This window comes from Dactylosporangium sp. NPDC049742 (genome assembly GCF_040674675.1).
GTDB lineage: Bacteria > Actinomycetota > Actinomycetes > Mycobacteriales > Micromonosporaceae > Dactylosporangium > Dactylosporangium maewongense.
Window position 1 is genome coordinate 1 of sequence record NZ_JBFANF010000032.1, and the last position, 23,349, is coordinate 23,349.

24 protein-coding genes are annotated in these 23,349 nt (G+C 71.4%); 10 read left to right on the forward strand and 14 right to left on the reverse strand.

The genetic code is table 11. The annotated features are described in order from the left end of the window. The coding region (locus AB0J72_RS32585; protein WP_363405278.1) for a ricin-type beta-trefoil lectin domain protein at positions 1 to 687 on the forward strand (687 nt) is incomplete at its 5' end. 324 nt (positions 688 to 1,011) lie between these two features. Here AB0J72_RS32585 and AB0J72_RS32590 read toward each other — a convergent pair. The 4 genes from AB0J72_RS32590 to AB0J72_RS32605 form a co-directional block, all read right to left on the reverse strand. Then, a complete protein-coding gene (locus AB0J72_RS32590) occupies positions 1,012 to 1,434 on the reverse strand; it encodes a hypothetical protein (protein WP_363405280.1) in 423 nt (140 codons plus the stop codon). Positions 1,435 to 1,846: 412 nt separating this feature from the next. Continuing rightward, complete coding sequence (locus AB0J72_RS32595) at positions 1,847 to 5,101, reverse strand: hypothetical protein (protein ID WP_363405282.1); 3,255 nt, start codon at positions 5,099 to 5,101, stop codon at positions 1,847 to 1,849. A 32-nt stretch (positions 5,102 to 5,133) separates the two neighbouring features. After that, positions 5,134 to 5,448 carry a hypothetical protein gene (locus tag AB0J72_RS32600; protein ID WP_363405284.1) on the reverse strand — a complete coding sequence of 105 codons (315 nt, stop codon included), beginning with the start codon at positions 5,446 to 5,448 and terminating at the stop codon, positions 5,134 to 5,136. Positions 5,449 to 5,519: 71 nt separating this feature from the next. Further along, positions 5,520 to 6,440: a transposase gene (locus AB0J72_RS32605; RefSeq protein WP_363405286.1), complete on the reverse strand. Its 921-nt coding sequence runs from the start codon at positions 6,438 to 6,440 to the stop codon at positions 5,520 to 5,522. A gap of 153 nt (positions 6,441 to 6,593) precedes the next feature. Here AB0J72_RS32605 and AB0J72_RS32610 point away from each other — a divergent pair, with 153 nt between their 5' ends. Both AB0J72_RS32610 and AB0J72_RS32615 read left to right on the forward strand, forming a co-directional pair. Beyond that, entirely contained in the window at positions 6,594 to 7,184 is a 591-nt protein-coding gene (locus AB0J72_RS32610) for an HD domain-containing protein (RefSeq protein ID WP_363405288.1), read from the forward strand. Positions 7,185 to 7,352: 168 nt separating this feature from the next. Beyond that, the gene (locus AB0J72_RS32615; protein WP_363405290.1) at positions 7,353 to 8,102 is read left to right on the forward strand and encodes a GntR family transcriptional regulator; all 750 of its coding nucleotides are present in this window, start codon (positions 7,353 to 7,355) and stop codon (positions 8,100 to 8,102) included. Positions 8,103 to 8,174: 72 nt separating this feature from the next. Here the strand turns inward: AB0J72_RS32615 and AB0J72_RS32620 are convergent, their stop codons facing one another. The 6 genes from AB0J72_RS32620 to AB0J72_RS32645 all read right to left on the reverse strand — a co-directional run bounded on the left by AB0J72_RS32620 (position 8,175) and on the right by AB0J72_RS32645 (position 12,870). Next, positions 8,175 to 9,395 carry an MmgE/PrpD family protein gene (locus AB0J72_RS32620; protein WP_363405292.1) on the reverse strand — a complete coding sequence of 407 codons (1,221 nt, stop codon included), beginning with the start codon at positions 9,393 to 9,395 and terminating at the stop codon, positions 8,175 to 8,177. Further along, positions 9,392 to 10,555 carry a CaiB/BaiF CoA-transferase family protein gene (locus tag AB0J72_RS32625; RefSeq protein WP_363405294.1) on the reverse strand — a complete coding sequence of 388 codons (1,164 nt, stop codon included), beginning with the start codon at positions 10,553 to 10,555 and terminating at the stop codon, positions 9,392 to 9,394. Before AB0J72_RS32625 ends, AB0J72_RS32620 begins: the two co-directional genes overlap by 4 nt. 118 nt (positions 10,556 to 10,673) lie before the next feature. Beyond that, positions 10,674 to 10,880: a hypothetical protein gene (locus AB0J72_RS32630; RefSeq protein ID WP_363405296.1), complete on the reverse strand. Its 207-nt coding sequence runs from the start codon at positions 10,878 to 10,880 to the stop codon at positions 10,674 to 10,676. A 186-nt stretch (positions 10,881 to 11,066) separates the two neighbouring features. Next, a complete protein-coding gene (locus tag AB0J72_RS32635) occupies positions 11,067 to 11,837 on the reverse strand; it encodes a class I SAM-dependent methyltransferase (RefSeq protein ID WP_363405298.1) in 771 nt (256 codons plus the stop codon). Positions 11,838 to 11,977: 140 nt separating this feature from the next. Continuing rightward, positions 11,978 to 12,358 (reverse strand): hypothetical protein, encoded by a 381-nt coding sequence (locus AB0J72_RS32640; protein ID WP_363405300.1) that lies wholly within the window; start codon positions 12,356 to 12,358, stop codon positions 11,978 to 11,980. Between the two features lie 167 nt (positions 12,359 to 12,525). Beyond that, positions 12,526 to 12,870: a metalloregulator ArsR/SmtB family transcription factor gene (locus tag AB0J72_RS32645; protein ID WP_360572790.1), complete on the reverse strand. Its 345-nt coding sequence runs from the start codon at positions 12,868 to 12,870 to the stop codon at positions 12,526 to 12,528. Between the two features lie 192 nt (positions 12,871 to 13,062). Between AB0J72_RS32645 and AB0J72_RS32650 the strand changes: the two genes are divergently transcribed. Together AB0J72_RS32650 and AB0J72_RS32655 are read left to right on the forward strand one after the other, a co-directional pair. Further along, the gene (locus AB0J72_RS32650; RefSeq protein WP_363405302.1) at positions 13,063 to 14,790 is read left to right on the forward strand and encodes a SulP family inorganic anion transporter; all 1,728 of its coding nucleotides are present in this window, start codon (positions 13,063 to 13,065) and stop codon (positions 14,788 to 14,790) included. Positions 14,791 to 14,805: 15 nt separating this feature from the next. Then, positions 14,806 to 15,993 carry a malic enzyme-like NAD(P)-binding protein gene (locus tag AB0J72_RS32655; RefSeq protein WP_363405304.1) on the forward strand — a complete coding sequence of 396 codons (1,188 nt, stop codon included), beginning with the start codon at positions 14,806 to 14,808 and terminating at the stop codon, positions 15,991 to 15,993. On the opposite strand, the gene AB0J72_RS32660 is transcribed toward AB0J72_RS32655, so the two are convergent. Continuing rightward, positions 15,990 to 17,234, reverse strand: coding sequence for an MFS transporter (locus AB0J72_RS32660; protein ID WP_363405306.1), 1,245 nt, complete (start codon positions 17,232 to 17,234; stop codon positions 15,990 to 15,992). The two genes, AB0J72_RS32655 and AB0J72_RS32660, sit on opposite strands and share 4 nt — an antisense overlap. 176 nt (positions 17,235 to 17,410) lie before the next feature. On the opposite strand from AB0J72_RS32660, the gene AB0J72_RS32665 reads away from it, so the two are divergent. From AB0J72_RS32665 to AB0J72_RS32680, 4 genes are all read left to right on the forward strand, one after another. Next, complete coding sequence (locus AB0J72_RS32665; protein WP_363405308.1) at positions 17,411 to 17,866, forward strand: MarR family transcriptional regulator; 456 nt, start codon at positions 17,411 to 17,413, stop codon at positions 17,864 to 17,866. 81 nt (positions 17,867 to 17,947) lie between these two features. Then, the gene (locus AB0J72_RS32670) at positions 17,948 to 18,154 is read left to right on the forward strand and encodes a hypothetical protein (RefSeq protein ID WP_363405310.1); all 207 of its coding nucleotides are present in this window, start codon (positions 17,948 to 17,950) and stop codon (positions 18,152 to 18,154) included. 146 nt (positions 18,155 to 18,300) lie between these two features. After that, entirely contained in the window at positions 18,301 to 19,050 is a 750-nt protein-coding gene (locus tag AB0J72_RS32675) for a rod shape-determining protein (protein ID WP_363405313.1), read from the forward strand. A 72-nt stretch (positions 19,051 to 19,122) separates the two neighbouring features. Continuing rightward, the gene (locus tag AB0J72_RS32680; protein WP_363405315.1) at positions 19,123 to 19,392 is read left to right on the forward strand and encodes a potassium transporter TrkA; all 270 of its coding nucleotides are present in this window, start codon (positions 19,123 to 19,125) and stop codon (positions 19,390 to 19,392) included. Between the two features lie 136 nt (positions 19,393 to 19,528). Here the strand turns inward: AB0J72_RS32680 and AB0J72_RS32685 are convergent, their stop codons facing one another. Continuing rightward, entirely contained in the window at positions 19,529 to 20,815 is a 1,287-nt protein-coding gene (locus AB0J72_RS32685) for an FAD-dependent oxidoreductase (RefSeq protein ID WP_363405317.1), read from the reverse strand. A gap of 196 nt (positions 20,816 to 21,011) precedes the next feature. Between AB0J72_RS32685 and AB0J72_RS32690 the strand changes: the two genes are divergently transcribed. After that, positions 21,012 to 21,266, forward strand: coding sequence for a DUF932 domain-containing protein (locus AB0J72_RS32690; protein ID WP_363405319.1), 255 nt, complete (start codon positions 21,012 to 21,014; stop codon positions 21,264 to 21,266). Positions 21,267 to 21,383: 117 nt separating this feature from the next. Here AB0J72_RS32690 and AB0J72_RS32695 read toward each other — a convergent pair whose 3' ends face one another. Beyond that, the gene (locus AB0J72_RS32695; protein WP_363405482.1) at positions 21,384 to 22,214 is read right to left on the reverse strand and encodes an RNA methyltransferase; all 831 of its coding nucleotides are present in this window, start codon (positions 22,212 to 22,214) and stop codon (positions 21,384 to 21,386) included. Positions 22,215 to 22,268: 54 nt separating this feature from the next. Next, on the reverse strand, positions 22,269 to 23,081 hold the full coding sequence (locus tag AB0J72_RS32700; RefSeq protein WP_363405321.1) for a phytanoyl-CoA dioxygenase family protein: 813 nt from the start codon (positions 23,079 to 23,081) through the stop codon (positions 22,269 to 22,271). Positions 23,082 to 23,349 lie beyond the last annotated feature (268 nt).

Below are 23,349 nucleotides of genomic sequence, written 5' to 3' on the forward strand. Positions count from 1 at the left end.
ACCGTGCAGTCGGTCCTGTCGCGCTACGGCCTGACCCAGATCATCTGGGACGTCGACTCGCAGGACTGGAACAACGCCAGCGTCGACGCGATCGTCCAGGCCGCCGGGCGGCTCACCAACGGCCAGATCATCCTCATGCACGACTGGCCGGCCAACACGGTCGCCGCCATCCCGCGCATCGCCCAGGGCCTGGCGTCGCGCAACCTGTGCGCGGGCATGATCTCCCCGCAGACCGGCCGGGCGGTCGCCCCCGACGGCACCAACCCGACCAGCCCGCCGCCGAGCTCGCCGTCATCATCGCCGCCGCCGTCCGGTGCCAAGCGCATCGTCGGCGCGCAGTCGGGTCGGTGCGTCGACGTGCCGAACTCCTCGCGCACCAACGGCACCCGCGTGCAACTGTACGACTGCCACGGCGGGACGAACCAGCAGTGGACGCTCACGTCGAGCCGGCAGCTGACCGTGTACGGCACCCTGTGCCTGGACGCGGCGGGCTCCGGCAATGGCGCGGGCGTGCAGATCTACAGTTGCAACGGCCAGGCCAACCAGCAGTGGAACGTCAACAGCAACGGCACCATCTCCGGCGTGCAGTCCGGTCGGTGCCTGGACGTCTGGGGCACCGGCAACGGCCAGCAGATCCAGCTCTATGACTGCAACGGCCAGACCAACCAACGCTTCAGCCTCAACTGACCCGCCATGCCGCCGGTGGTCGAACGGCCACCGGCGGCTTTTTCAACGGTAACGACCATGACCACGTCACCGCGGCCGACCGGTACGTAAGGCCACGGGCTGGCGGCTCGCCCACGCGGGACTTTCAACGCCAGCAAGATTCCCGGCCAGCTCACGTTGCCGCATCAGAGATCACAGTACGGGCGTACGTGTCATAGACGCGTCGCAGGCATCCACAGTGGACACTCGATCTCGACGGAGTGCCACCCATCCGAGTCAAGGTGTCGATCGCGTCGCCCGACAACCGCAAGAGCTTGCCAAACGCCTGCTCAACCGTCATTCGCGTCAAACACAGATGAGCCATTCCAGCGAGGACGCAAACCGTACGCCCGTACGGGGAAAGTCGTGTGCCATGACACGATCCGAGCATCGGATGTAGTCAACGGGTCCGATGCATTGAGCGTTGGCAAGATCGAGGCAGACTTGAGCGGTGAAGTCATCGATCCGCCCGCGCCTGTGCCAGGACATCAGCGTGGCCGGCGTGACGATCCGATGTTTCCACAGCTCGCGTGGAAGAGTCCTGACCAGGGCGGACTGCACGGCACGGTCCGGCCATGACAGGCGGGGCCTACCGACCTGGCGCCGCAGCACCGCCACCTCGTGGCGCAGCACCAACAGCTCGGCGGCCATCGCGGACTCGCCGTGCGTCACCTGAGGCAACCAGCCGAACATCCGAATCGCGGTCAGGTACAGCAGCCGAACGGCCATGCACGCCATCCTGCGCCACAGCCACAAAACACCAGCTCACACCTGGTGCGACCAGTTCTGGCACAGCACAGGGTGCACTCATGCAGAGCCGAACTCCTCAACCAGACCCTGATCGTGAACCACGCCCACCTTCTCCACGCGCTCCACGAGTACGAAACCTTCTACAAACCAACACCGATCCCACCGCGCGCTCCACACCGCGGCACCCCTGCCCCCGATCCCCCAACCGATCACCGAACCTGACCGACTCGCCCACCTCGACATCCGACGGCACGATCGACTCGGCGGCATCCTCCACGAATACCGACATGCCGCTTGACCTGCCCGGACGGTATTCTCGGCACCTACATCGTCCTGGAGGACTGATCCACCTGCGGCAGACCTGGTGACACATGCCATCAGGTCCGCCGTGTCACGCCGCAATCGGCCACAGGTGGATCGAACCGGCCAAGCCGGTGGTGGCCAGGAGAGCGCCGTCCGGGCTGCCTGCCAGAGCCCGCACGTCGCCGCCCTCCACCGTGCGCGTAACGCGCACCAGACCAGTGACCGGATTGCGGAAGCGCACGTGGCCGTCGGCCTCGCCGGTGATCAGCGCCGAGGTTCGCGCTGTGAAGCCCACGCTGTAAGCCGGCAGGGGCAGTACGACGGACGGTTGCGACGTGTCGTCCCACGGCGACAGCCACCCTCCGCTGTACGCGGCGGTGGCAAGCTTCGAACCGTCCGGGCTGAACACGATTGCGGTGACATAGGCGCTCGTTAGCGTCCGTCGCACCGCTCCCGTCGCAACATCCCATAGCTGGACGCCGCCGGCGCCCGCGGTGGCCAGCAGGGAGCCGTCCGGCAGGAACGCGACCGCCGACACGTCCGCGGCGGGAATGCTGCGGCGCTCTTGTCCAGTGACGGGATCCAGCAGCCGCACGCGTTTGGGGTCGGTGAAGGCCAGCAGCGACCCGTCGGGGCTGAACGCCAGCACGTGCATCTGCTGAAAGCCGACGGCCGGCACGGTGATCTCGCGCCGCCAGCCGGTGCTGGTGTCCCACACGCCCAGTAGGCGCGTGCGGTCCTCAGGCCCGTAGTCCGGTCCGGTGGCGTCCGCGATCACAGTCGAGCCGTCCGGGCTGAGCGCCACCCCGAACGGGTTCGAGCGCAGCTCGGTCGCGCGCACCGTGCGCCGCAGTCGGGCGGTGGTCGGATCCCACAGACGGATGGTGCCGTCCACCGCGGCGCTGGCCAGCGTGCCGTCGCGGGAGAACGCCAGGTAGAACACCGCGTCGGTGTGACCACGGAGAACGGCCTGGTACCCCTTGGGCAACACCAGCAGCGTGACCGGCAGGACCGCCAGCGAAACGACCACGACCACCGATCGCAGTCGGCGCCGCCACAGATCGGCGAGACGCGGTGACCAAGTCGGCCACCTGCGGCGGATCGGACCCGTCGGGGAGCCGGCGAGGTGGTCGCGCAGCAGATCATGCCGGAATTGGTAGATGGGGCCCGCCTGGCGCAGCACACCCGCCGCGTGTTGTCGGCGCAGGAACCGCACCAGCCGCCACGGGAGATCGCCCCGAGCCGCCAGCCACAGCCGCGCCACGGTGTAGGAAAGCCATGGCGCGCCGGTACCGAACGCGGTCACAGCTGCGGCCGTGGCGATCACCAGCACGATCGCGTCATCGAACACCGAGCGGAACAGCGCGAACAATGCCGCCGCGGCGGCGGTCGTCAACAGCAGCGCGGCACGGTCGCTGCGCAGGGTCGACTCGGGCGTGGCCGCGGACTCCTGCGCCGGGCGCCCTGCCAGCCATCGCCCAAGCGCGACCAGCGCCCCGACCGGCACCGCCACTGCGCCGGCAATGGCACCGCCCATCAGCCAGATGAGCGGCGGCAGTAGGGCCACACCGGTTCCCAGGCCGACGACGAGGCTTGGCAGTAGCCGTTGCAGCCGCAGGTCAGCGCGGCGTGGTTGGCCGGCCCGGCCGGCGCTCAGTCCCTCCACGACCGCTGTGACGACGATCGCGAGGACTCCGAAAAACACCGCCCGGAGCCACGCAGCGGCCTTGACGTCATCAGCCCACAGGACAAGCCCGGTGGTGGCCTCAACGGCTCGCGCCGGGTCGACGGCATGCCACAACAGCAGCACGGCAGCGCCGCCGACCCCGCCGGCCGCGGACACGCTCAAAATGGTTCCAAGGTCGCCGCATGCGTCGCGGATTCGCCGCCACACTCTGTCCCGGCCGGCCACCCACGCGCGTCCGGCCGCCGCCCGGCGGGTGTGTCGCCCGCAGAGGGCACCCACGGCGAGCCCGATGAGCGACCCGCCAAAAGCGTCGCTGACATTGCCGAGCAGCACGCCGAACAGCGCGCCGCCAAGGGCGAACGGCACCGCGACCGCCGCCGTGAACACGGGTCCCGGCACCGCCCGTGCCAGCCGCCACCACTCCAGGTCCGGACCGCGAACAGTGTCGCGCAGGTGGCGGGCGAGGAAACCGAGCCGGCGCCGCGCCTTGGCCGCCTCGCGGGGGTCAGGGTGGACGGTGTCCAGGAACCGTTCGATCAGATGCTGCCGCAGCGGCTCCGCCGACGTGAACCCGAGCAGCGCGCCCGGGTCAGTACTCGGCTGCTGGTACGCACGACGTGTCAGGAACACCATTAACGGGGTCGACAGGGCCGACGCGAGCGGCCCTTCAGGGTCGCGGCGCAGTGCGTCCAGGACCGGCTCCCAGCGGGTGCTGCCGTGCACCTCCCGCTCGGTGAGGTATGCCGCGGCGTCGCCCGCCCGTACCGGCTCGACCTCGAGGACCACGGCGTTGGACAGCGCACCTGACCGTCTCACGGTCGCGAGGTACTCGTCGTGCCTGCAGGTCAGCAGCATCCGCAGGCCGGCGCCGGCAGCCCGGTCCAGATCGTCGACGGCCGCGTCGATCAGGTCTTCGGGCAACTCGTCCAGACCGTCCAGGATCGGCAGCAGGTCACCGTCGGCGACGAGCCGGCGCACCGCCGCACGGCCGGTCCGTCCAGTGCCGGCGACCCCCGGATAGTCCTGCGTGACCCGCCGGGTCAGCCACTGCTCGATCGGCTCCGCCGGGTGCCAGCCGGCGATCGGCAACAGCACCGGCACCGGATCGCCGGGGCGTGCGGCGTCCAGCGCCGTTGTGGTGAACAGCACGGCCAAGGTGGTCTTCCCCGACCCTGGCGGGCCGAGCATGACAAACTGCCGGTGCCCGTCGGCGCGGAACGCCTCGTACAACGCCCGCGCCGATACCAGCGGGTCACCGTGACCGAGCGCGCCACGCAGCGCCTGAGCGGTGCCCGCCGGGTCGCCGACCGCCACTGGCCGGTCCGTCGGGTGCCACGAGAGTCGCAGCGGCCGGGGGCGGCTGATCTGGCGGACAGAGATCTCAGCCAGCCACTGGACGCGTACTGCGGCGCGCAGCCGGTCCGCCGGGCCGACGCCGTCGACGTCCGGCGGGACGGCGCCTCGCCGGGCCATCCAGGCCAGCACGGAGCCCACGAGCACCAGCGCGGACAGCACCAGTGACAGCAACCCGGACCAGTCTCCGCCGCCGCCCATACCTTTGCCGACGACGAACAGCGTCACCGCTACCAGACCGGCCACCCCGATCAACACGGTGACGACCGCACCAGCCAGCCACGCCGAGCGCCGACGATCCACCCGCCCATCGTCACGCTTGTGTCAACCGGCCGTCACCATCCGTAGGAACGATTGACAGTCGAGAATAGGTCCAATGGCGTGCGATCAGCTGTCGATGCCAGCGCAGCAGGGTCACCGGGGTGACGAAGAAACGTCGCCCAGTGTTGCCGGGGCAGCAGCCGCGACAACGCCGCCAGCACTACCCGGTCTGCGGGCTGGAGATCTGGTCGGTGCACCTGCTGGCGAAGCACCGACACCTGATGCCGGAAGACCAGGAGTTCGACGTCCTTCGCGCCGCCGTCCCGGGCGAGCTGGGTCAGCATCTGCAGGATTTGACGCAGGAGCAGGTACACCAGCGAGACTGCCATACCCTGGATCGTCGCCGCCCTGGTTTGGCCGACCTCGCACAAAGCCGCACGTCACAGCCACCGAACCGAACTTACGAGCCCAACAGGTCGTGGCCGAGGCGTTCGGCGACTTCGTGGATGCCGCACCCGTCGTCGAGCAGACTTGAAGGCCAGCAGGTGTCGGATCTGGTGCGGTCCGATCGGGCGCACCCCGGCGCCGACGGCGAGCCGGCTGGTGACGTTGTCCGGCCGCAGTGGTTGCCCGGCGCGACCGGTGAACATCCACCGCGAACGGAACGCCAACGGATGGCACCCCGCGACACTGACAGCACTTGATTTTGCGGGGCAAGCGCACGCTGGGCGCGGGCAAGCGCCGCCCGGTCGCGATGCTCGTGCTTTGGGTTGACGACCTTCTCGCCGGTGGACAGGGTGAGCAGACCCTCGAGTCCAGCGTCGACACCGACCGCACCCGAGGCCAAAGCTGGCTCGATCACGTCGTCGCAGTGCAGGGACACGAACCAGCGGCCCGCGCTGTCCTGGGACACGGTGACCGTGGACGGGGAAGCGCCTTCCGGCAGGGAACGCGACCACACGATTTCCAGCGGCTCGGTCATCTTGGCCAGGGTGAGTCGGCCGTCGCGGTACCGGAACGCGCTGCTGGTGTACTCCACCGACCGACGCGACCTCTTCTTGCTCTTGAACGTCGGGTACTTGGCCCACTTGGCGAAGAAGTTCTTGAACGCCACCTGCAGGTGACGCAGCGCCTGCTGCAACGGCACCGAGGACACCTCGTTGAGGAACGCCAGCTCCTCGGTGCGCTTCCAGCCGGTGAGCAGCGCGCTGGTGGCGTTGTAGTTGACCCGCTCCTGCCGCAGCGTCCACGCCTCGGAGCGCGCCTGCAACGCCATGTTGTACACCAACCGGACACACCCGAACGTCCGGGCAAGCTCAGCAGCTTGCTCCGGGGTCGGGTAGAAGCGGTACTTGAACGCCCGCTTCACAGTCCGGGACAAGGTTCGGAAGTTAGCACGCCGTTCAGTGAATGTTTTGGCGACGCGCGGGTAGACGCCGATCCGCCGTTGGCGGCGGATCGGCTATTCCTGCCCTGCCCCGCAGCCGATCCGTTCCTCCCACGGCGAAGCCGGGGATTTCCACGGAGGTTTCCGATGACGCCGGAGACACCCACGACCGCGGCCGCGCTGTCCGTCGCCACCCGCTACTACTCCCCCGCTCTGCTCAACCACTGCGTCCGTTCCTACCTCTGGGCGGCGACGTACGGCACCGACCGCGGGATCGCCTTCGACGACGAACTGCTGTACGTCGCGGCGCTGCTGCACGACATCGGCCTCACCGAGCCGTTCGACAGCCACCGCCTGCCCTTCGAGGAGGCAGGCGGGCACATGGCCTGGACCTTCGCCGTGGCGTCCGGCTGGCCGCCCCGCCGCGCCGCCAGGGCCGCCGAGATCATCGTCCAGCACATGCACAGCGACGTCTCGCCCGCCGCCGACCCCGAGTCCCACCTGCTCCAGATCGCCAGCAGCTGGGAGGTCGCCGGCCGGCACGCCGACGCGTTCCCGCCCGACACCCGGGCGGACCTGCTCGCCCGCTACCCGCGCCTGGGCTTCGGCGCGGAGTTCCTCGCCTGCTTCCAGGACCAGGCCGCCCGCAAGCCGGACAGCCCCGCCGGCACCTCCGTCCGCACCGACGTCGCCACCCGGATCGCCACCAACCCCCTCGACGCACATCCAGCCACCTGACCCGCACGCTCTGGACCCCGCTGCGATATGGCCGTACAAATGCGCTACGCTGTGTGCCACCCGAGCGGAGCAAGGCACTCAGCCATGTGGCCTTGAGTGCACGGTCAGCGCAGCCACCAGCCGTCCCCGCCAAGCCAGGGACGGCCCCGAGCAGATTGGCATCCTCGCTTGGCTCGACGCACAGGCGGCAACGAAGCGGCGTATGGCACGCTCGCACGCGAGCTGCGCGACGCGATCCTGCGCGACGAGTTCAAGGATGGACGCCCGCTCCCGACCGAGGTCGAGCTCGCCTCCACCTACGGCGTCAGCCGCCAGACGGTCCGGCGCGCATTCCTCGAACTGGTCAATGACGGGCTGGTCACCCGCGTGCCCGGCCGCGGGACCTTCGTCAGCGACCCCGACGAGAAGTACCTCCGCCAGGTCGGGTCGATCGAGGACCTGATGGCGTTGTCGATCGACACCGAGATGGAGATCGTGCATCCGCTCGGGCATCAGGCGGACATCAACGCGGCCGGCCGGCTGCAGCTGACGAGCGACTTCGTCTACTCGATGACGTTCCTGCGCCGCCACCACGAGACACCGTTCTGCGTGACGACCGTGCACGTCCCGCCGAACATCGGCAAGCGCCTGCTCCAGTCGACCGAGCTCCCGGCGGCGGGGCGCACCAGCACGCTGACCGTGGTCGGGCTGATCGACACGCTGTTCGACGATCCGGTCGTCGAGGCCGACCAGAGCATCACGGCGGTCGCCGCGGACGCGGACCTGGCGAAGGTGCTCAACTGCGGGGTCGGCGATCCGCTGCTCAGGGTCGACCGCGTGTATTCGACCGCCAACGGCGCGCCGGTCGAGCTGGCGATCAGCTACTTCCTGCCGCGGCACTACACGTACCGGGTCCGGCTGCGCCGCACCGCGCGTTGAGATCGCCGCGTTCTGATCTTCGGTGCGACGAGACGGTAGGCGGACGTCCCGCCGAGATCCGGACAGCCCTTCTCAGACGCCCAGGTGCGCGCGGAGCAGATCCGCGGCCCGGTCCCAGGAGATGTCGGCGGCCGTCACGGGCAGGCCGGCCAGGCAGTCGGCGACCTTGCCGGCGAAGGCGCCGTCGAGCGGCGGGTGCTGCGGCGACCCGGGCGGATAGGCCAGCGTGGCGCGGTGCACGTCCGCGCCGGTGTGCACCTCGACTGTCACCTCGCCGGCGAGCAGGTGGTCCCCGCCGTCGGTCAGTTCGGTCTCGACGAGGTCGACCAGGCGCCGCACCGGCGGCCGGTGTACCGCGTCGTCGGTGAACGCGGCGAAGCCGACGTGCTCGTCGAGCAGCGCGGCGGACACCGCGTACTCGAGACTGAACTTGGCCTGCAGGCCGGTGTCCGGCCGGTGGTGGAGCAGCGGCTGGACGGTCGCCCGCGGCGTGCGCACGACGATGCGCCGGATCGCCGCCGGATCCGGCACAGCCGGGCGCAGGCCGGCCGCGGCGCCGATCGGGCGCTGCAGGGCGTAGCAGCAGGGATACAGCTTGACGGCGAGCCCGCCGGGAACGGCCGGTCCGTCGATGGTCAGCCGGTCCGGCGGGCCGCCCAGCAGCGCCAGCCAGTCGTCGACGGCCCGCGGGTCCGCGCCGGCGCCGGCGGCGGCCAGCCGCGCCGCCCGCACCCCGGCGTGGGCGGCGAAACCGACCTGCAGCGGCTTGCCGTCGGTGCCGAAGCTGCGCTGGACACCCCCGGCGGCCGGCACCGCCAGCGCCATGGCCCGGGCGATGCCGCCGGTGTCCAGCCCCAGCGCGACCGCGGCCCCGGCCGCCGCCCCCAGGGCGCCGCAGGTCGTCGTCGCGTGCCAGCCCGCCGAGTAGTGCGGCCAGCCGAGGGCGATCCCGAGCCGGGCCATCACCCCCGCACCGGCCAGATAGGTCCGGGCGCCGCCGCCGACGGCGAGCGCGACCGGGACGCAGACGGTGCTGATGTGTGAGGTCGACGGCGTGTGCAGGTCGTCGAAGTCGAGGACGTGGCAGGCGACCGCCCAGCGCGCCTCCTCCGGCAGGTCCGCGGTGATGCCGATGACCGGTTCCCGGTGCGCCGCCAGGCCGACGGCCACGGTGTCCACCAGGGACCGATCGGCCAGCGCCAGCTCCTCGGCGCTCGGGTCCAGCGCCGCCGCCCAGCCGGCCAGGGCCTGCGCGGCACCGGACCGGGTCGTCGTCAACTCGCCGTGGCTCACGCCGGCAACCCCGTCCCCTCATCCAGGCCCAGTTCGGCCAGGATCCGCTCGGTGTGCTCACCCGGGGCCGGAATGGGGGCCATCACCGGTTCGTGGCCGTCCATGGTGACCGGTGGCACCAGCGCCATGAGCGGGCCGACCGGGGACCCGACCTGCCGCCAGCGGTCGCGCGCCGCCAGCTGCTCGTGCTCCACCAGGCCGGCCATGTCACGCAGCCGGGCGTTGGCGATCCCGGCATCCTCCAGGCGGTCGATGACCTCGCCGGCGGCCAGGTCCCGGAACACCCGGACGATCTCCGCGCGGAGCGCGCCGGAGTGGGCCACGCGCAGGCTGTTGGTGGCGAACCGCTCGTCGGTGGCCAGCTGCGGCCGGCCGAGGATCTTGTCGCAGAAGACCACCCACTCCCGCTCGTTCTGGATCCCGAGGAACACCTGCTCGCCGCCGGCGCAGTCGAAGGGCCCGTAGGGCGCGATGGCCGCGTGTGAGGCGCCGCTGCGCACGGGTGGCGTGCCGCCGTACCGGGCGTAGTACATGGGGAAGCCCATCCACTCCGCCAGCGCCTCCAGCATGGAGATCTCCAGCGTGGCGCCTTCGCCGGTGCGGCCCTTGCGGATCAGCGCGGTCAGCACGCCGGTGTAGGTGTACATCCCGGCGGCGATGTCGGCCACGGAGATGCCGACCTTGGCCGGGTCCTCCGGCGTGCCGGTGACGGACACGAGGCCGGCCTCGCACTGCACCAACAGGTCGTAGGCCTTCTTCTCGGTGTACGGTCCGCCGGCGCCGTAGCCGGAGATCGACGCGTGGACCAGTCCGGGGTGCCGGGCGCGCAGCTGCGCGGCGCCGAGCCCGAGCCGCTCGGCGGCGCCCGGGGCGAGGTTCTGCACGAACACGTCGGCCCGGGCGACCAGCGCATGGATCACGCGGCGCCCGTGCTCGGACTTCAGGTCCAGTCCGATGGATTCCTTGGAGCGGTTGAGCCAGACGAAGTGTGACGACATGCCGCGCACGGTCTCGTCGTACTGCCGGGCGAAGTCGCCCGAGCCGGGCCGCTCGACCTTGATCACCCTCGCGCCGAGGTCGGCCAGTTGCCGCGTGGCGAACGGCGCCGCCACGGCCTGCTCGAGCGAGACGACGGTGACGCCTTCCAGCGGGCCTATCACCGCGTCGTCCAGCGAACGCCTGGCCGGCCCGTCGGAATCTTCATGTCGCCTCCATCGGACAAGCTAGGCATTTGTACGGCCATATTGCCCGGATGTGCCGACCCATGTCAACGCCGCCTCAGGCAGGACGCGGTCGTTCCGCGGGCACCTTCCGGCACGCGAGCACGGCGAGCACCGCCGCGACGAACCCGAAGATCAGCGTGCCGACCCAGGTGCCGGCATGGTCCACGAAGTCCACCTCACGCATGGGATGGGCCCAGCCGGAAGGGTCGTACACCACCAGAACACGATCGCCGCGCTGCAACGGCGGCTCGTCGGCCTGCACCGCCAGCTCGCGAAACCCGCGATCCCGACGCCGGCCACGTAGCCGAGCCACCCCGCCGGCACCAGCGCGGAGCCACCCACCGCGGCGACGGCCGCGGCGAGCGCGACGAAACCGACCATGGGCACGGCCCGCCTGAACGCCGCAGCCAGACGCAACAGCATCCCCGCAGCGTAGTCAGGCAGGCGTTTACGCGGCCGGCCCGCCGCCGGGCCGCGGAACGGACGGCCGCGCCCACCGGCCCTTGACCGCGCTGATGCGTGGTCGCCGGTCCTGCGCACCGGGCAACCACTGCACGTCGCGGAGGCCCGCCTGGCGGATCGCGGAACGGTACTGCTCGTCGGTGAACAGCGTCAGCGTGTGCTCCTCGCTCCAGTGCCGGATGCCGGCGTCCGCCTCACCGAGCAGGTAGTGCATGGTCAGCGTCGACGTCGTGCCGGTGTGGTGGGACACGCACATCCTGGTGAGATGGCGCCGGCCGTCGGCGGCCGTGCCGGTGTCGACCGGTCCGGAGATCCATTGGCTCGGGGTGAACCATGGCTCGAGCACCAGGACGCCGCCGGGTTCCAGATGCGCGGCGAGGCAGGTCAGCGTCTGGTTGAGCTCCTTCACCGACCGCGCGTAGCCGATGGAGGAGAACAGGCAGGTGACCACGCTGAACGTCCGGGTGAGCCGGAAGTCGCGCATGTCGCCGACGTGCACCGCGACGCCGTCAAGCCGATCGACGGCGGCCTTGCGCATCGGTTCGGCGAGTTCCAGCCCCTCGACGTGCGCGAAGCTGTGGCGGAAGTGGGACAGGTGCAGTCCGGTGCCGCACGCGACGTCGAGGAGGCTGTCCGCCGCGGGGTTGCGCCGCCGGATCAAGTCGGTGATGTCGTAGGCCTCGCGCTGGTAGTCCTTGCCCGCGGCGACGGTGTAGATGAGCTCGTAGGCCGCGGCGAGATCCTGGTCGTGGGGCATGTGCGTCGTTCTTTCGTCGGCCGGTGGGCGCTGGTCATGGCGTAGGGGACGGCATGCGCGCCGCATCGGGTCTGCCGCGGGCGCGTTCCGGCGGTCCTGCGGTCGGCCGCCCGCGGCGTCGCGGCGGCGCGGTGGTGCTGTCACCTATGGGTCCCTCCTCGCCGGTGCGGTGGCGCTGTACCGTACACGCCCTCGTTGCGGAGGCCGCGTGCGCGGGGTTCGCATCGTGACGGGCGGGGGCGGGCCGAGATCAGGTACAGCCGATCGGCCATGGCCCGCAGCAGATCGGCGAGGGCGGTCCGATCGCCGCGCTGGTGCAGCGCCTGCGCCGCGCGCGCCGCGGCGAGCAGCATCGGGCCGTCCGCACCCCACAGCGGTGCGTACCGTTCGATCCGCACGACGAACCCGCGCAGCTCACAGCCGGTGGTCGCGCCGCGAATCGGCTGCTCGCCGACGGCGGGCAGCAGCCCGCCGGTCACGGTGAGGTAGGCGTCCCAGGCCGTCCGCTGCGCTGCCGGCATGCTGGCCGCCGACCTCCCTGGTGCGCGTCGTTGCCCCGGCGAGTCGGCCCGAACCTCATCCATCCGCGGGAATGCCATCCGAGCGAGTTGAAGACTTCTTCAATTTATCACATCGTCATGACGGCGAGCAGTCGTCGGCCACGCGGTGATGTGCGGATGTGCGGTGGCTACCCGGACGTCTCTTGCGAGTGCGCGCGCAGCTCGTCCAGCAGGCCGTCACGATCACTGAGCACGGCGCCGAGGATCCTCCGCCCGACGGCGAGGAGCTCCGCCAGGTCGGGGGTGCTCAGCGCGTACATCACCAGGGGGCCCTCACGGTAGGAGGTGACGAACCCGGCGCGCCGGAGCACGGACAGCTGCTGCGAGAGGTTCGATGCCTCGACCTCGATCTCGTCCAGGAGGTCGCGGACCGGGCGCGGCCCGTCCTGCAGCAGCTCCAGCACGCGGATGCGCACGGGGTGGCCGAGCGTGCGAAACATCTCCGCCTTCGCCTGATACAGCGGCACCGACATGCTGCGTCCACCTCCCCCCTGTGCCATGACAGCAAGGCTATCAGCCGCTGGGGACGGGCAACGCCGTCGCAGGCGGGGCTCCACCGGCGGGGCGGATGCGCGCGGCGCGGTGCGGCATGACCATCGACTTGAAGACTTTATGAACTGATAAAGTCTTCGGATCGGCAGTGTGGTCTTGACGGAGGTGGCGGCATGACGGTCCGCGCAAAGGCTGTCCGTCACTCCGCCGCACGGGTGGCCGACCTGCTGCCCCGGCGGTCGGACTGGACGGCGGCGCGCCGCGGCCCGCGGCGGGACCTGCTGGCGGGACTGACCGTCGCCGTGGTGGCGCTGCCGCTGGCCCTGGCCTTCGGCGTCTCCTCCGGGCTCGGCGCCGGGGCCGGGCTCGTGACCGCTGTCGTCGCCGGGGCGGTGGCCGCCGTCTTCGGCGGTTCGAACCTGCAGGTGTCCGGGCCCACCGGGGCGATGACCGTCGTGCTGGTGCCGGTCGTCGCGGCCTTCGGGCCGGGCGGCGTGCTGATGGTCGGGGCGATGGCCGGCGCGATCCTGATCGCCCTGGCGGTGGCCCGGCTCGGGCGCTATGTGCGGTACCTGCCGACCCCGGTGATCGAGGGGTTCACCGCCGGGATCGCCGTGGTGATCGCGCTCCAGCAGGTGCCCGCCGCGCTGGGCGTCGCCGACGCGCACGGCGCGAAGGTGTGGGCCGTCGCCGCCGACGCCGTGCTGCGCTTCGTCGCCGATCCGGCACCGGCACCGGTGCTGACGGCGCTCGGCGTCGCCGCCGCCATGCTGGCCGGGGGTCGCTGGCGCCCGCAGCTGCCGTGGTCGCTCATCGCGGTCGCCGCAGCGACCGTCCTCGTCGTGGTCCTGCACGCCGAGGTGGCCCGGATCGGCACGCTGCCCGCCGGCCTGCCCGCCCCGTCGCTGGACTTCCTCGACCCGCACGCCTTCGCCCGGCTGCTGCCCTCCGCGCTGGCCGTGGCCGCCCTCGCCGCGCTGGAGAGCCTGCTCTGCGCCACGGTCGCCGACGCCATGAGCGTCGACCAGCATCACGACCCCGACCGGGAGCTGTTCGGCCAGGGCCTGGCCAATCTCGTCAGCCCGGTCTTCGGCGGCATTCCCGCCACCGCGGCGATCGCGCGGACCGCCGTCAACGTCCGGGCCGGCGCCGGCTCGAGGCTCGCCGCCCTGACCCACGCCGCGGTCCTGGCCGCGATCATCTTCGTCGCCGCCCCGCTCGTCGCCGGAATCCCGCTGGCCGCCCTCGCCGGGGTCCTGCTCGCCACCACGGTCCGGATGGTCGAGGCCAGCGCGCTGCTGGCGCTGGCCCGCTCGACCCGCGGCGACGCGCTCGTGCTCGCCCTCACCTTCACGGTCACCGTCGCCGTCGACCTCGTCGCCGCGGTCGTGGTCGGACTCGGCGCCGCCGTGGTGCTGGCGCTGCGGGCCGTGGCCCGCAGCGTGCGGCTGGAGCAGGTCCCGCTCGACACCACCGACCACAGCGACGAGGAACATCAGCTGCTGACCGAGCACATCGTCGCGTACCGGCTCGACGGCCCGCTGTTCTTCGCCGCCGCCCACCATTTCCTGATCGAGCTGTCCGACGTCGCCGACGTCCGGGTGGTGATCCTGCGCATGTCACGGGTCACGACCGTCGACGCGACCGGCGCGCACGTGCTGGGCGACGCCATCGCCCGGCTGCGCCGCCGTGGCATCACCGTGCTGCTGTCCGGCATCGCCCCGCACCACGACCAGGTGCTCACCGCCCTCGGCGTCGCCGACGAGCTGCCCCGCTTCCCCGACACCCCGGCCGCCATCGCGCATGCCCGAGGGCACCTGCAAGAGCAGCACGCACACTCGCCCGCGGACCCCATGGGCACAGCGGATCGTGCCGCCGACCCGCTGGAGTCACAGAATTGATAAACTCTTCAATTGATGAAGGCCTCAGATGAGGACCGGTGGCGCCCGCCCGGACCGATCCGGGTGCGGCCGCGTGACCCGGCCCGCTCGGCCGAGGACCTCGCATCGCTGTACACCCGTGGGGCGGTCCGTCTCGCGGCCTCGATCGCCGCGCGGCCGGAGACCGCGGCCGAGGTGACCGGCCGCCCCAACCGCATCGCGGTGATCAGCGACGGCAGCGCCCTGCCCGGCGTCGGCGACGTCGGGCCGGCCGCGGCACTGCCGTTGCTGGAGGCCAAGGCCGCCCTGTACGCCGACATCGCCGACATCGACGCGGTGCCGATCTGCGTCAGCACCGGCGACGTCCCCAGCACCGACGGCCTGGTGGCCACCATCCGGGCGGTCGCGCCCACGTTCGGGGCCATCGATCTCACCGGCTTCGCCGCCCCCGGATGCCGGGACCTCGAGCGCCGTCTGCGGATCGCGCTCGACGTCCCGGTCTTCCACGACGAGCAGCACGCGACCCCGGTCGTGGTGCTGGCCGCGCTGCGCAACGCGCTGCGCGTCGCCGGCAAGGACCTGCGCACCGCCCGCATCGTCGTGCTGGGCACGGGCGTGACCGGCGATGCGGTGACCCGGCTGCTGCTGTACGCCGGCGCCCGCGACGTGACCGTCTGCACCGGACAGGCGATCGTCGGTCCCGATGCCGGCGCGTTGCCGGAGCACGCCGCCTGGCTGACGGGCCGCACCAACCCGCGACGACTGCACGGCGGCCCGGCACAGGCCGTCGCCGGCGCCGACGCCGTCCTCGTCCTGGACACCGACGGGCCGGTGGACCGGCGGCTGGTGGACACGATGCGGGCGCCGCCGGTGGTGTTCGCGCTGGCCGGGCCGCCGCCCACGACCGGGCCGACGGCGGTGACGGCGAGCTGCCACCCCGACCACCCGAACCAGCTCACCGGGCTGCTGGCCTTCCCCGGCATCGTCCGCGGGCTGCTCAACGCCCGCGCGCCGCGGATCACCACGACGATGCTCCTCGCCGCGGCCGACGTCCTCGCCGGTTGGGTCGGCGAGGGCATCCTCGGGCCGCACCGCCTGCTGCCCGACCTCTTCGATCCCCGGCTGGTCTCGACCGTGGCGGCCGCGGTCGCCGCCGTCGAGGCGTCACGCCGCCGCGCGCAGCATGCCGAGCCGACCGATCCACCGCCGGGACAGCGGAACTAGGATCGGCGACCCGCGGCCCGATCGATGCCCGGCCCGAGGCCGACGCTCGCCGGGACCGGCTGGGGCTGTACGGGCGAACGATGCCGCATGGCGTGCCGGGTGGCGGCGAGCAGCACGAGCAGCCCGAGAAGGCTGAGCGCCGCCGCGGCCCACAGCGTCGAGGTGTACCCGAGTCCGGCGGTGATGGTGACGCCGCCGACCCAGGCGCCGAGCGCGTTGCCGACGTTGAAGGCGGCGATGTTGGCTCCCGAGGCCAGGGTCGGTGCCTGCCCCGCGTACTGCATGATGCGCATCTGCAGGCCGGGTACGGTGGCGAAGCCGAACGCGCCCATGAGCGCGAGCGAGACGACGGTCAGCACCTGGTTGGACGCGGTGAGCGCGAAGAGGACCAGGACGGCGGTGAGCGCGGCGAGGACGACCGTGAGCGTCCTGGTCACGGATCGGTCGGCGGCCTTGCCGCCCAGGCTGTTGCCGATGAACAGGCCGATGCCGAAGAGGACCAGCAGCCACGGCACGGTGCCGGCGGCGAACCCGCTGACCTTGGTGAGCGTGTACGCGATGTAGGTGAACGCACCGAACATGCCGCCGAAGCCGAGGACGGTGATCAGCAGCGAGAACCAGACCTGCGGGTGTGCGAAGGCCCGAATCTCGTGGCGCAGGCTCACCGGTGCGGCGGCGGTGCTCGTGCCGGCCGGGACGAGGGTGGCCATGCCGATCAGCGCGACGACGCCGATGCCGGTGATGGCCCAGAAGGTGGAGCGCCAGCCGAGCTGCTGGCCCAGGAACGTGCCGAACGGGACACCGAGGACGTTGGCGGCGGTCAGGCCGGTGAACATCATGGCGATGGCGGCGGCCCGCCGAGCCGGCGCGACGAGGCCGGCCGCGACGACGGCGCCGATGCCGAAGAACGCCCCGTGGGACAGGGCGGCGACGACGCGCCCGGCCATCATCACCGAGTAGGTGCCGGCCAGCGCGGAGGTCAGGTTCCCGGCGATGAACAGCACCATGAGCCCGGTGAGCACGTGTTTGCGGTTGAACCGCGTGACCGCGGCGGTCAGGCCGACCGCGCCGGCGGAGACCGCCAGGGCGTAGCCGGAGATCAGCCAGCCGGCGGCGGACTCGGTGACCCCGAAGTCGGTGGCGACCTCGGGGAGCAGGCCCATGATCACGAACTCGGTGAGGCCGATGCCGAAGCCTCCGATGGCCAGGGCGAGAAGCCCCAGGGGCAGGCGCTGCGTCATAGCAGACATGTTGCCTCTCCAGGTAGCGGTAATACAGCGCGCTTGCAACTACCAGCGCGTGCAACTCAACACTTGCACGCGCCGTATATCGGCGCAAGCGTGCCGTGGCCCACAAACCAGGCGTCTGCAACTATCGGCGTACGCGTCTAGAATCGCCGTAGGATTCGGGAGGCGACATGGGCATCGGCGACGACGCGGTCGAGATCCGCGCCCAGGGCTGGCGGACCCTCGCCGCGCTGCACGGCCTCATCGACGCGGCGCTGGAGAAGGCGCTGCAGACGGAGCACCACCTGTCCGTCGTGGAGTACACGGTGCTCGACGCCCTCTCCCGCCAGGACGGCTGGCACATGCGCATGCAGCAGCTGGCCCGGGCGGCCGCGCTGTCCAGCAGCGCCACCACCCGCCTGGTCAACCGGCTGGAGGACCGCGGCCTGCTCACCCGCGTGCTGTGCCAGGACGACCGCCGCGGCATCTACACCGAGCTCACCGCCGCGGGCCGGGCCCTGTACGAACAGGCCCGCCCCGCCCACGACGAAGTCCTCGCCACCACCCTGGCCGACGCCGGTCAACTGCCCGAGCTCGGGCCGCTGGTCGACGCCCTGCACCAGCTGCCCGCCCGATCCGGAGCCTGATCCCGCCCGACGGAGCACGGCACCGGACGCGACCGTGCAGGGCGATGGCCGGGGCCACGGCGAACGGCTATGGTGACCGGCATGCGCGACGGGTGCGGCTTCGGCGGCATCGGCAGGCGTTCCGCCCTGCCGATGCTGGCGTTGGTGGCCGTGCTGCTGGTCGCGATCGAGGCCGCCCGGGACATCGGACTGTGCATCGTGTTCCGCTTGGCCCGGCGTGCGGTCCCGGGATGTGTTCCGGCATGGTCGGCGGACCGGGCACCGCCGCGGCGCGCGGTCACCGTCTGAAGCCGCCCGCCGCGCAGCGTCCGAGCGTGACGCTGCCCCGTGTGATCTGGAACCACCATGCCCAAGTTCCGTCATAGATCCTGTCCCCCCACGTCCGGTCGCCGGTCACGGTCGCCGATCGCGCTACCGGCGCTGGGGTGATGGTCATGCCCATCCCGGGCAAGTACGCCGAACGCTGTCTCGCTCTCGACCTGGGAACCTCGACCGTCCGGCTGTGGACACCGGCGATCGGCACGGCGATCACCGCACCCACGGTCCTTGCCCGGCTCGAGGGCGACCGGTTCGTCGCCGGGCAGGCCGCGCTCGCCTTGCCCGCCCATGAGGGCAGCGTGACGTGGCCCGTCCGCGGCGGAGTGGTGCGCGACTTCTTCGCCTGCGTGCAGATGCTGCGGCTGCTGGTCGCCGATCTCGGGCTGCCCTCGGATCCCACCTTGCGGGTGCTCGCCGGGGTACCGGCCACCGCCACCCCGCGCCAGCGGACCATGCTCGTCGCCGCGGCGCGCCAAGGCGTCGGGGGGCGCGTGACCGCCGTGGAGGAACCCCTGGCGGCAGCGTTGGCCTGCCGGCCAGACGCCGCGGACACCAACGCCGATCTGGTCGTGGTGGACATCGGGTCGGGACGGACCGAGGTCGCACGGATCGCCGACGGCATTGTCGTGGCCGCGCACCACGTCAACGAGACCGGCCTGGTCGACCGCATCCCGGCGATCGCCGACTGCGTGCGACGCCTGCACCGTCCACGCGGCAGACGGCACCGGTTGTTGCTCACCGGTGGTGGGGCCATGACGCCCGGAATCGCCGCCCAGCTGGCCGCCCTGACCGGCCGGTCGGTCACCATGCCCGCCGATCCGTCGCTGGCCACGCTCACCGGCCTGCGGCTGCTGCTCACCGGCTGACGGGACCCGGACAGCCGTCCTCACGTCGCAGACGGCGACGCGAACTCTTCCCAACACCCCTCGGAGTTGTTCATGGACATCGAACGCGTCTCGCTACCCGGCATCGGAACATGCCGGACCTTCACCAGCGCTACCGGTCGCCGGGTGGGAGTCATCACCCACCACGCCGGTAGCCGCCGGGACCTCATCCACAGCAGCAGCGACGATCCCGACGCCAGTTGCAGCCTCACCCTGAACCGTGACGAGGCGATCGCCCTGGCCGGCCTGCTCGGCATCTTCGACATCGTCAACGCCGACGGCACCGGCGATCAGAAACCGGCGGGCGGCACGCCGGCACACTGAGCGCGACCGGCCGTGTTCCGCCCGGCGGCCACACCGACCGGATCCCGGATCCGGTGTGGCCGCCGGGCGGTGGTCAGCCCTGGCGCTGCTTCCCGGCCGGGCGCGCGGGAGCACCCCGAGCCGCCTGTCGTACCGGCTACCGCAGCGGGTCGAACGGGGCCAGCTGCGGCGGGGCCTCACCCTTGAGGATCGTCTGGGCCATCAGCTGCCCGGTGACCGGGCCCAGTGCGACGCCCCACATCCCGTGGCCGCCCGCCACGAACACCCGGGGAGCGGCGGTCGCCCCGACCAGCGGCAGGCCGTCGGGGGTGCACGGGCGCGAACCGACCCATTCGTCGCGCCGGTCGTCGAGGTGCACCCCGTGCAGAAACGGCCGCACGGCATCCACGATGGCCGCGATCCGGCGCGGGTCCAGGGGATCGCCGGGGCGCCGGAACTCCATCATCCCGGCCACCCGCAGACGGCCGTCCAGCGGCGTGCACGCCACCCGCTGCGCGGGAAAGTACAACGGTCCACTCGGCAGCCGCTCCGCCGGCACGCTGAAGCTGTAGCCCCGCCCTGCCTGCACCGGCCGCCGCACCCCGAAGCGCGCGACCAACTCCCCCAACGCCGCCCCGGTGGCGACCACGACGGCGTCGTGCCGGTCCTGATGTCCGGACCGGCACACCACGCCGACACTGCCGGGTTCCACCCGCAGATCGAGGACATCGCAGCCCTCCACGATCCGCCCGCCACGCGCACGTACCGCCGTCGCCAGCGCATCGACGAACCGTGGCGGGTCCAGATACCGCTGTCCGTAGATCTGGACGGCGGCCTCGACGCGGTCCGTCAGCACCGGCTCGACGACCCGCGCCCGCAGGCCCGGCACCGGATGGAACCGCACGTCCTGACCGGCGGCGCGGATCTGCTCCAGCTCGGCCAGCAGCCCTCGCCGGTCGCGTTCACGGGCATAGCAGGCCAGGAAGTTGGCCGCCTGGGTTGTCGTCGCGGCCACGCCTCCGGCCGTCAGCACGTCGAACGCCTCCAGTGACCGCTCGTTGAGCGGTACATAGGCGGCCATGCCACGCCGCCATCGCCGCGCGGTGCTGTGTGCGGCGAACGATGTCAGGAACCGCAGCAGATGCCGGTCGGCGCGCAGCGGCACATACACCGGCGACCGGGCGCTGAGCACCGCCCGCAGCCCGTAGCGCAGCACCGCCGGCTCGGGCAGCGGCGCCGCCAGCCCGGGCGTCAGCCAGCCCGCATTGCCCCACGACGCACCGGCGCCGGCGTGGCGACGCTCGTACACCGTGACCTGGACGCCGGCCTCCTGCAGGAACCACGCGGTGGACAGGCCGACGATGCCCGCTCCGATCACCGCCACCGTGTCCGGGGCGTGACCCACGAGCCCGGGACCGTCGTGTCCGGTCGACTGGGACGACATGCCGCTCCTCTCCACGATCCGGCGCCGGTGCCGTACCGAAGAATCCCCAGCATCGGCCAGCGACCAGCGGCATACACCACCAGCGGTCGGCAAACCTCGGGCCGGCGCGGTTGCCGGGCACCGGCAAACGTCGCCCCTGCTCAGCGGCACCACCGACGTCGGTGCCGTCCTCGAGCTTGGTGGCAACGGCTTCACCGTGGCACGACGGCCGGTCGAGTTCCGTAACAGCGTCGACGGCCCGAACCGGATGCTGCCGGAACACTTCGTCACCGCACGCTGTGACACCGGCGCCGGGCTCGGCGTCGTCGGCAGCAAGTACGAGGTGCTGCAGAACGAGGACGCGTTCGCGTTCCCGCAGGACCTCGTCGACCGCCACAACGTGCTCTGGGAGTCGGCAGGGGCGTTGCGCGGCGGCCGGAAAGTCTTCAGCGGCGCGAGCGTACCGCCGTGAACGTCACCTACCGGGCCTGGCAGGGCGCCGTGGGCCGATTGCGCAAGCATCATCGCGAGGCCAGGCAGCGCGATGGTGTTCGGTTCGGCGCCGGGCTGTCGCCCCGTGATCAGTGCGCTACCGCCGCGCGGCAGCGGTCCGCTGGCGTGCCGATTCGTATAGCACGACAGTCGCGGCGGTCGCCGCGTTCAGAGAGCTGGCGGACCCGGACATCGGGATCCGGACGACCTGGTCGCAGGCGTCACGCCAGCCGGCGCTGAGACCGGTGGTCTCATTGCCGATCAAGGTCAGCGTGGGGTGCGTGAAGTCGTACTCGGCGGCATCCAGTGGGCCGTGCTCATCGGTTCCCACGATAGTTATGCCGATGCCGTTGGCGCGGACGTCAGCGACCCAGGACATCACGGCCTGGTGTGAGGGCACCCGGACCACGGGTAGGGCGAACAGCGAGCCGGTGCTCGCCCGGACCGCCTTCGGGTCGTATACGTCGGCGGCATGGCCGGTGATGATGACCCCGGAGGCGCCGAAGGCGTCTGCGGACCGGACGAGGGTCCCGATGTTGCCGGGGCTGGTGGGCCGATCGAAAACGACGGTGAGCATGGCCGGCGCGGCCGGGATTCGACACAGGTCGTCCTCCGGCAGCGCGACCACGGCCAGCAGCTCTGGAACCGTGTCCGCCTTACCTCCCAGCTCGTGCATCAGTTCACGGGATACGGCGATCTTCTCGGCCCTGATTGTGTCCAGGGCCTCGCGTGCCCACCCGGACAGCTGAGCGCTGGCGTCGTAGAGCAGCTCTCGGATCTGCCAGCCGTGTTCGACGGCCATGGCGATCGGGCGCACGCCCTGCACGAGGAACTCACCGCGACGCTGCCGCTTGGTCCGATTCCGAAGCAGAGCCTCCCACTGCTGGAATCGTGCATTGCGGCCGTTCACCCGCAGACCCACCGCTATCCCACCTCCGTCGCACATGACCCACCCACGCCCCGCCTACCGCGCCGCGCGCGTCTACCCGGCGCTGTCGTTGGTGCCGTCTCCGTCCGGACCCGCAGAGTTCTGTCCAAGGCCTCGGCGGATCGCGATCTCTACGGGCGAGTACGCACCGTCGCTCCGCTCCAATTCGTACGGCGCGGCCGGCATCAGCGGCGGCTGGGCCATGAAGCGCGGCCGCGTCCCATGGTGCGGTTGCGCCGCGTGCACCAGGAACGGATGGCACAGGAAGACGTCGCCCGGCGACCCGGTGGCGAGGGCGAGTGGCCGGTGATCGGACGCCGCCACCAGGTCGGGCGCAAGATCCAGCCCGCTCGCCCCGTCCTCCCCGTGCTTCTCCAGCACCTTCGGCACGTCGAGGTGTGAGCCGACCCGGATCCGGGTCGGGGCGTCCTCCTCGCCGACCTCGCTGAACAGGAACAGCATCAGCAGCGCCCTGCCGCGGGAGCGCACATTCGTGAAGTACCAGCTCTCGCCCTCCGGCAGATAGCTGCCCTCGATGTGCCAGCCCGCGTCGTCCGGCTCCTCTTGGTGCGGGAAACGCAGCGGGAACGTGCCCAGCGAGTAGCGCGGCTCCCAGCGTCCCGCGCCGACGAGCAGGTCGTACGCGTGATGGAGGAACGGGGAGTTGGGAGCGGCGGCGAACGGCCCCTGCGCCATACCGGCCACCCAGTGCACGGGCTGTGTCCACGTCGCTGGATCGTCCGGGTCGCAGCCCGTCTCCCGCCACAGCAGCCCTGCGCAGTCCGCAGCCACGCGCGGCGCGACGGCGCCCTCCAACTTCACGAAACCGTCGCGAAGAAAGCGGGATACCAAGGTCGTGTCATCCATGCCCCCATCGTGCGGCGACATCGGTCCCGATCACCCGACATCTTCTGCGCCGCTTCTATCGGGTGTGAGGCAACAGCGGCGGCGCACGATCGGATCGAACCGCAGCGATCGGCCGCGACCGGTGCGCCTTCGACCAAGGTCGACGTCGGAAGAACGTCTGATGGTCTCGACCCAACCGACTCCACCGACGTCCTTCGAGGTCCGACAGAACATGCTAAATACCGCTATTCGGCACGAATGCAGCTCGACGAGGCACTCGGGCGAGCAT

What these genes read in the sequence shown, in the direction of transcription:
- AB0J72_RS32590 (WP_363405280.1), bottom strand. Translation starts at nt 1,434, where the DNA reads ATGGCCGTTCGGCTGCTGTACCTGACCGCGATTCGGATGTTCGGCTGG.
- AB0J72_RS32600 (WP_363405284.1), bottom strand. Translation starts at nt 5,448, where the DNA reads ATGGCAGTCTCGCTGGTGTACCTGCTCCTGCGTCAAATCCTGCAGATG.
- AB0J72_RS32610 (WP_363405288.1), top strand. Translation starts at nt 6,594, where the DNA reads ATGACGCCGGAGACACCCACGACCGCGGCCGCGCTGTCCGTCGCCACC.
- AB0J72_RS32635 (WP_363405298.1), bottom strand. Translation starts at nt 11,837, where the DNA reads ATGCCCCACGACCAGGATCTCGCCGCGGCCTACGAGCTCATCTACACC.
- AB0J72_RS32640 (WP_363405300.1), bottom strand. Translation starts at nt 12,358, where the DNA reads ATGCCGGCAGCGCAGCGGACGGCCTGGGACGCCTACCTCACCGTGACC.
- AB0J72_RS32645 (WP_360572790.1), bottom strand. Translation starts at nt 12,870, where the DNA reads ATGTCGGTGCCGCTGTATCAGGCGAAGGCGGAGATGTTTCGCACGCTC.
- AB0J72_RS32650 (WP_363405302.1), top strand. Translation starts at nt 13,063, where the DNA reads ATGACGGTCCGCGCAAAGGCTGTCCGTCACTCCGCCGCACGGGTGGCC.
- AB0J72_RS32655 (WP_363405304.1), top strand. Translation starts at nt 14,806, where the DNA reads ATGAAGGCCTCAGATGAGGACCGGTGGCGCCCGCCCGGACCGATCCGG.
- AB0J72_RS32660 (WP_363405306.1), bottom strand. Translation starts at nt 17,234, where the DNA reads ATGACGCAGCGCCTGCCCCTGGGGCTTCTCGCCCTGGCCATCGGAGGC.
- AB0J72_RS32665 (WP_363405308.1), top strand. Translation starts at nt 17,411, where the DNA reads ATGGGCATCGGCGACGACGCGGTCGAGATCCGCGCCCAGGGCTGGCGG.
- AB0J72_RS32670 (WP_363405310.1), top strand. Translation starts at nt 17,948, where the DNA reads ATGCGCGACGGGTGCGGCTTCGGCGGCATCGGCAGGCGTTCCGCCCTG.
- AB0J72_RS32675 (WP_363405313.1), top strand. Translation starts at nt 18,301, where the DNA reads ATGCCCATCCCGGGCAAGTACGCCGAACGCTGTCTCGCTCTCGACCTG.
- AB0J72_RS32680 (WP_363405315.1), top strand. Translation starts at nt 19,123, where the DNA reads ATGGACATCGAACGCGTCTCGCTACCCGGCATCGGAACATGCCGGACC.
- AB0J72_RS32685 (WP_363405317.1), bottom strand. Translation starts at nt 20,815, where the DNA reads ATGTCGTCCCAGTCGACCGGACACGACGGTCCCGGGCTCGTGGGTCAC.
- AB0J72_RS32700 (WP_363405321.1), bottom strand. Translation starts at nt 23,081, where the DNA reads ATGGATGACACGACCTTGGTATCCCGCTTTCTTCGCGACGGTTTCGTG.